Origin of the sequence: Microcystis sp. LE19-10.1B (genome assembly GCF_027530565.1) — a bacterium.
Lineage (GTDB): Bacteria > Cyanobacteriota > Cyanobacteriia > Cyanobacteriales > Microcystaceae > Microcystis > Microcystis aeruginosa.
This window is the reverse complement of the sequence record NZ_JAPZQM010000050.1, coordinates 1-6,744: the sequence shown is the minus strand read 5'-3', so window position 1 is coordinate 6,744 and position 6,744 is coordinate 1. Positions and strand designations below refer to the sequence as shown.

Genomic DNA, 6,744 nt, shown 5'->3' with positions numbered 1-6,744 from the left:
TAGGAATAGAGGTCAAAACAACTAATGAAAGCTATACCTCTAAATGTAGTTTCTTGGACTTAGAGTCTATTCAAAAGCAAAAAAGCTATTTAGGCAAGAGAATTAAAAGAGGACTATTCAGAAGCTCGTCGGGTTATTTCTAGGGAGCAGATATTAATGGTTCCTTAAATATTGGAAGAAAGGTAGTCGGAGAGGCCGCCTTTAGCGGGAATCCGATAGAGAGGTTCGTAGTTAACCCAGTACGGGTCAAAGCGTACAAAGCTAATTCTAGATGCAATATTTGCGTACAGAATTAGTAACTATAGCACTAGGCTAATTTTATCGAACCCTTCTGTCATTTTTTGCCACAAAAGGGAGAGATGAGCCAATAAAAGCCCATCTCTCGGTAATTTATCCCTATACTTTAGTGACAGCCAAGAAGACTTTACTTGTTACCATTACCCTGCATAGCTAAAACCGCATCGCGCAGTTTATCCGGCACTTCTTGCAGGTGATCCTCATCCCACCGGAAGAAACCGACCCCCATAGTCAGAGAACGCAATTCAACGATCAAATCGTGCATTTCCGCTTGGGGGAGATAGGCCGTCACCTGATCCCAACCTTTCCACTCCTCAGAAGCTTCAAAACCCTGAATTTGACCGCGTTTACCACTGATTAACTGTAAAACCTTGGCAGTGTATTCTGAGGGAGCGAGAACCGTCACCGATAGAATTGGTTCTAATAAGACCGGATGACATTTAGGCAGTCCCTCCGTCATCGCTAGACGGGCCGCTTGTTTAAAAGCTTGTTCGGAACTATCGACACTGTGATAGGAACCATCGGTGAGGGTGACATCGATATCCACCACGGGGAAACCCAAAGGACCATGACCGAGATATTCCCGCACTCCCGTTTCCACCCCGGGGATATACTGTTTGGGGACAACACCACCGACAATGCTTTCATGAAATTGGAAACCTTCCCCCCGGGCCAGGGGTTTAATATCCAGGTACACATCGCCAAAAGCACCGTGGCCGCCGGTTTGGTGTTTATAACGTCCGTGGGATTTGGTACTGGTTTTGATTGTTTCCTTGTAGGGAACTTGGGGTAAATGGGTGGTCATCGGTAGATTATACTTGCGTGCTAGGCGATCGAGGGCTACTTGCAGATGAATTTCTCCCTGTCCCCAAAGAATCACTTCTTTAGTATCACCGTGTTGTTCCCAGTAGAGGGAAGGATCTTCTTCGATCAGTTTTGTCAAAGCTGAACTTAATTTCACTTCATCCTTGCGATTGGCGGCGGCAATGGCCAAGGCAAAGACGGGTTTAAGCTGTAATCCTCTGGGAAGATCTGGTTTTTGACTACCGCTGCTAACCACGTCTCCGGTGCCGATTCCTTCCAAACGACCGAGAGCGACAATTTCCCCCGCTTGGGCCTGCTGTAGGGGTTGTTGTTGTTGTCCCATGAGACGATAGATACCACCAATCCGCACACCGTTTAAGGCCATGCCATCGTTAAGGGTTCCCTGCCAGATTCGCGCTAGGGAGAGGCGACCGCCCTGGGGAGTAAAATAGGTTTTGAGGATTTGTACCACTGCGTCCCCATCGGCACTGGGATCGAGACCGCGACGATTGGCGGTAATTGTCGGGGCCGGTGCTTCTTCCACTAAAGCGGCGAGGAGATGACGCACACCATAGTCCCGTTCCGCCATACCGAAGAACACGGGTACTATCTGATCGGCTCCCAGTTCTTGTTTTAAGTCTTGGAGAATTTCTTCCCGGGAGGGGTTAATATCTTCGAGGAGTTCTTCTAAAAGATGATCGTCAAATTCGGCGATCGTTTCTAGCATTTCTTGTCGAGCGATCTGTTCTTCTTCCTTGAGGTGGTCGGGTAAAGCGACAGGATCGGCGGGACTGTTAGCATGGTAATGATAAGCCTGTTCGTTGATTAAATCGATAAATCCGATAGTTTCGTTGTTCTGACGGATAGGATATTGCTGGGGAACGAGGGGACGACTAGAAACGGATTTGAGAGCTTGTAGGACTTCGTTAAAGTGACTATTACAGCGATCCATCTTATTGATGAAGATTAGATGCGGAATTTCCCAATCATCGAGGAATTTTAGCAAGGGAGCCAGGGTGAGAACTCGATCGACCACCGGTTCACAAACGATAATAGCAGCACCGGCCCCGACGAGGGCATTATAGGTTTCACTGGCAAATTCGATCGAACCGGGGCAATCGAGAAAGGTAAAATTTAGGTCTTGGTATTGACTATGGGCAACGGAAACTTCTACACTCATCTGTCGATCCCGCGCTTGCGTGGAACTATCACCAACGGTATTGCGATCGCTAATTTTACCTTTTCTGGTGATGGCTCCTGTTACGAAAAGTAAACTTTCCAGTAAGGAGGTTTTTCCACTGGAGTAGGGGCCGACAAGGGCCACATTACGGGTGTTTGCTCCGATACTTTGATTCATACAGATACCCCCAAGAATGATTTAGTGATTAGTTGCGGCGATTGGGCGATATTTACACTCGATCGCCCTAGGAAATATACTGTCATAGCACTGAAAATTACTCTCAGGACGTAGTTAGAAGCGAAAGGCCTGTCTTGCCATAATTTTGCCCAGTGCTACAGGTGTATTCTTTCCTACTCTTCACCCTAACTCAGTCTCAAGCATTACATCCCATTCTCGCAATCTCTTGTAAAGTCTCGCCTACTTTTAGTTAAGGAACTTGAATAAATGTTAACTAGGGTTTGCTAAATAAGTTTTTCGTGGGTGTGGGGTGTGGGGTGTGGGGTGTGGGGAAATGGGGAAATGGGGAGAATAAATAAAAATAATCTCCTGTCTCCTGAATCGGAGTCTCCTGAATCGGAGTCTCCTACCTCCAGGAAAAATTTTTTCAGCAAATGTTAACTAAGCTGTTGACTATCGAGAGTCTTTCTCCTCAACTGGATTTACAAAAACGAGAGGTTGCCTGATATAGTGAGAGGTCGGGATGATGTTTATCAAGCAATTTTTATGTTGAAAGCTGGAATCGTGGGACTGCCAAATGTGGGAAAATCCACCCTATTTAACGCTCTGGTGGCTAATGCTAAGGCGGAGGCCGCTAATTTCCCCTTTTGTACCATTGAACCGAATGTGGGTGTGGTATCCGTCCCCGATGAACGTCTGGAGGTTTTGGCTAAAATCTCTAATTCTGAGAAAATCGTGCCGACGCGGATTGAATTTGTCGATATCGCCGGATTAGTCAAGGGTGCTAGTCGGGGGGAAGGATTGGGTAATCAATTTTTGGCTAATATCCGGGAAGTGGACGCGATCGTTCATGTGGTGCGCTGTTTTGATAATGATGATATTATTCATGTTTCCGGTTCCGTGGATCCGGCCCGGGATATCGAGGTGATTAATCTAGAGTTAGCTCTAGCGGATTTGGGACAGGTGGAGAAGCGGGTGGAACGTTTACGCAAACAGGCGAAAAATAGCAAGGAAGCCGCCGAAGAATTGGCTATACTTGAAAAAATCCTAATTTGTCTTAATGACGGTATTTCGGCGCGAAAAGTGGATTTAAGCAAAGAGGAAGAAGAATTAATTAAAAATCTCGGTTTATTGAGTCGTAAACCGATTATTTATGCCGCTAATGTGAGCGAAGATGATCTGGCCACGGGTAATGATTGGGTAGAAAGTGTCCGTCAAATTGCCCAACAGGAACAGGCAAAAGTTGTGATCGTTTCTGCTCAAGTAGAATCGGAATTAGTGGAATTGTCGGAGGAAGAAAGAAAAGATTTTCTCGGTTCTTTAGGGGTAGAAGAAGGGGGATTAAAATCTTTAATTAAAGCTACCTACGAGTTATTAGGACTGCGTACCTATCTCACCACTGGCCCCCAAGAAACCCGCGCATGGACGATTATTTCTGGGATGAAAGCACCTCAAGCAGCCGGAGTTATTCACTCGGATTTTGAACGGGGTTTTATTCGTGCGGAAACCGTGTCTTATCAGGATTTAGTTAATAGTGGCACGATGAGCGCTGCTAAAGAAAAAGGTTTAGTCAGAAGTGAAGGCAAGGAATATATTGTTCAAGAAGGTGATGTATTACTATTCCGTTTTAATGTTTAGCTAAAAATAAATCAGGTGAGCGCCGCCACCTGATCAAAAGGTTGAATTTGGCGTTGTCAATAGCTGTAGGGCTAATTCATGAATTAGCCCTACAATAGGCGTTATCAAATTGAAAGATGCTCCGAATTTCTGTCATCAACAATCTCTCAGCTTTTTTTACTCACTTTGGTTAACATTAAACTGAAAACTGAATTTTTTATCTCTTGACATCCTCTAATTTATATTCTATAATCAGGTGTAGTGGCAAGTTCTTGTTTAATCAAGATGGCGATGTTCTCTGTTCACTAAAAGACTGGTTTGGTAGGAATGCAGTCGAGGCTAAAAATAGTCTATCTATTCAACAACCCGCAAGGGGAAACGGTCAAATCAAACTGGAAAAATGAAAGAGCAAGGATTGTTATTTTCCGAAGATAGCCTGTTACCTGAAAAACTCCCGCAAATTCAGGAATTACGACCTTCTAACAATCTTTCCGCAGTTTTTGAAGAGTGCCATAATTATATTTACGCCAACGAAGGAATGCTCAAAGACAAGATTTTTCACGAGATGGTTAAACTAATCATCATCAAACTTCATGATGAAAAATCTGCCAAGCAATCTGTAAATTTTGGCGTTACAGCAAGTGAATATAAAGCCATCGTAGCAAATAAGTACGATGAATTTATGTCGCGTCTCAGTCAATTATTTACCTCAATCAAGAATCATTATCGGGGATTTTTCACCGATGACACATTCAAGTTAAAACCTTTGACTCTTGCTTATATTGTAGGCAGGTTACAGTACATTAATTTAACTAAAACATCTGGCGATATAAAAGGTGAAGCCTTTCAGACTTTTGTAAATAGACACCAGCGTGGAGATAGGGGAGAATTTTTTACCCCTCACCCAATTGTCCGCCTTGCGGTTGAAATGATAGACCCCAAACCAAACGAAAAAATTATCGACCCTGCTTGCGGAAGTGGTGGTTTTTTAATTCAAGCAATCAACCATGTTCGACAAAATAATCCAGAGTTCAATATAGCAAGTTTTGTGCAAGAAAGTATTACAGGAATTGAATTTAATCCTGATGTCGCCCTTTCGGGAATGATTCGTTTAGTTTTTGAAGGTGGCACAGGTTCAGAAATTATCTGCACTAATGCGCTTATCGAAGATGAAAAATTAAATAATTCTTTTGATGTTATCTTGACCAATCCTCCTTTCGGAAATAAAGGAAAAGTAGAAGACCAGAAAATTCTTCAATCATATCTTCTTGCCCGGAAATGGCATAAATCAGCGTCCAATAGTTGGCAAGTTTCCCCAACCGTTTTAGCGGGTCAGTCGCCCGATATTTTATTTATTGAGAAATCTATAAAATTATTGCGGGCAGGTGGGCGCATGGCGATTATTCTGCCCGATGGTCTATTACAAAATATCTCTAATGGACCGATTCGGTATTGGTTGCGCTCCCAAACAAAAATATTAGGTGTTGTTTCCATACCGCCGGAAGCCTTTGTACCCTACGGCACTGGAATCAAGACATCACTTTTGGTAGTTCAAAAATTACCAGCAAACCATGATTCTTGTTTTATGGCACAAATCAAAAAAATAGGCTATGACGTTAAAGGACAAACAATATATAAGCGCAACGAGTCGGGAGTTATAGCCCGAACAAAATCAGGTTTGCCAATAGTTGACGATGATATAGATGATATTTCTCACTCTTTTAGGTCATTTATCAATGGCGAATTTGCACAAAACAGCGATTGTATTTATACAGTTAAAAACACCCTGCTCAATTCGAGACTGGATGCCGAACATTATTTACCCAATGACCAAAAATTATTAGAACATCTAAAATCTATTGGGGCGAAACCTTTAGGTGAAATTGCCGATATTTTGAGAGAGGCGGCTGATTTTCGTTTAGCCAGGGACAGTGAAATTAGATATATCGCTATTTCCGATGTTGATTACCGTACAATGCAAGTTGTTTCTCAACAAATAATCAAGGCACATGAGGCCCCATCTCGCGCAACTTATAGATTGTACAAAGGCGATATTATTACAGCAATTTCAGGAGCAAGTACGGGAACACCACGCCAAGCAACAGCCCTAATCACAGAAGATGAAGACGGAGCAATTTGCTCAAATGGATTTTCAGTATTAAGAAATATTCAGGGAGTCGAGCCTTTGTTTTTATTAGTATATATGCGAACAGACTTTTTTTTGCGTCAGATTAAAAGGTACATGACAGGTCATGCTATTCCTACTATTTTAGGGGATGATTTGTCTAAAGTTTTAGTGCCTATTCCACCCCAATCTGAACAGCAGAGAATAGCAAAAAGTATGGCTGAAATTCAAGCAATTAGAAAAGAAGCGTTAAAAGCAAGTGAGAATGTTGTTAACCAAATGAGTCTTTTACTTGGCCAATTTGAGTAAGGCAAAAAGCAGGTTAAGCTTAGAACAAGTCTTAATACTAAATCCGGTTATTAAACACTGATTATCTATTACCACTTTTGCCTGTCCTGATATGTATAGTTATTTCAAATAAGAACGAGACACTAGGCGACACAATAAGTACGAATAATTTCATCAAGGGGTGTCCCCACAGGAGCATACATTCTTGCCCTCTTTAATGCACTAAAATCATGTTCGATATCATTTAAATCAGGAG

Annotated in this window: 4 protein-coding genes and 2 pseudogenes; 3 read left to right on the top strand and 3 right to left on the bottom strand. The window is 42.7% G+C overall.

Annotation, left to right across the window (positions count from 1 at the left end; genetic code table 11):
• A pseudogene (locus tag O9332_RS01890) lies at nucleotides 1–296 on the top strand (RNA-guided endonuclease InsQ/TnpB family protein); the annotation flags it as partial.
• A 128-nt stretch (nucleotides 297–424) separates the two neighbouring features.
• Here the strand turns inward: O9332_RS01890 and O9332_RS01885 are convergent.
• Entirely contained in the window at nucleotides 425–2,458 is a 2,034-nt protein-coding gene (locus O9332_RS01885) for an elongation factor G (RefSeq protein ID WP_288023428.1), read from the bottom strand.
• 284 nt (nucleotides 2,459–2,742) lie between these two features.
• Entirely contained in the window at nucleotides 2,743–2,892 is a 150-nt protein-coding gene (locus tag O9332_RS01880; protein WP_196219792.1) for a hypothetical protein, read from the bottom strand.
• Nucleotides 2,893–3,004: 112 nt separating this feature from the next.
• Between O9332_RS01880 and ychF the strand changes: the two genes are divergently transcribed.
• Entirely contained in the window at nucleotides 3,005–4,096 is a 1,092-nt protein-coding gene (gene ychF, locus O9332_RS01875; RefSeq protein ID WP_002788451.1) for a redox-regulated ATPase YchF, read from the top strand.
• Nucleotides 4,097–4,475: 379 nt separating this feature from the next.
• Nucleotides 4,476–6,509, top strand: a complete 2,034-nt coding sequence (locus O9332_RS01870; protein ID WP_288023425.1) for an N-6 DNA methylase — start codon at nucleotides 4,476–4,478, stop codon at nucleotides 6,507–6,509.
• A gap of 122 nt (nucleotides 6,510–6,631) precedes the next feature.
• On the opposite strand, the pseudogene O9332_RS01865 reads toward O9332_RS01870, so the two are convergent.
• A pseudogene (locus O9332_RS01865) lies at nucleotides 6,632–6,744 on the bottom strand (IS630 family transposase); the annotation flags it as partial.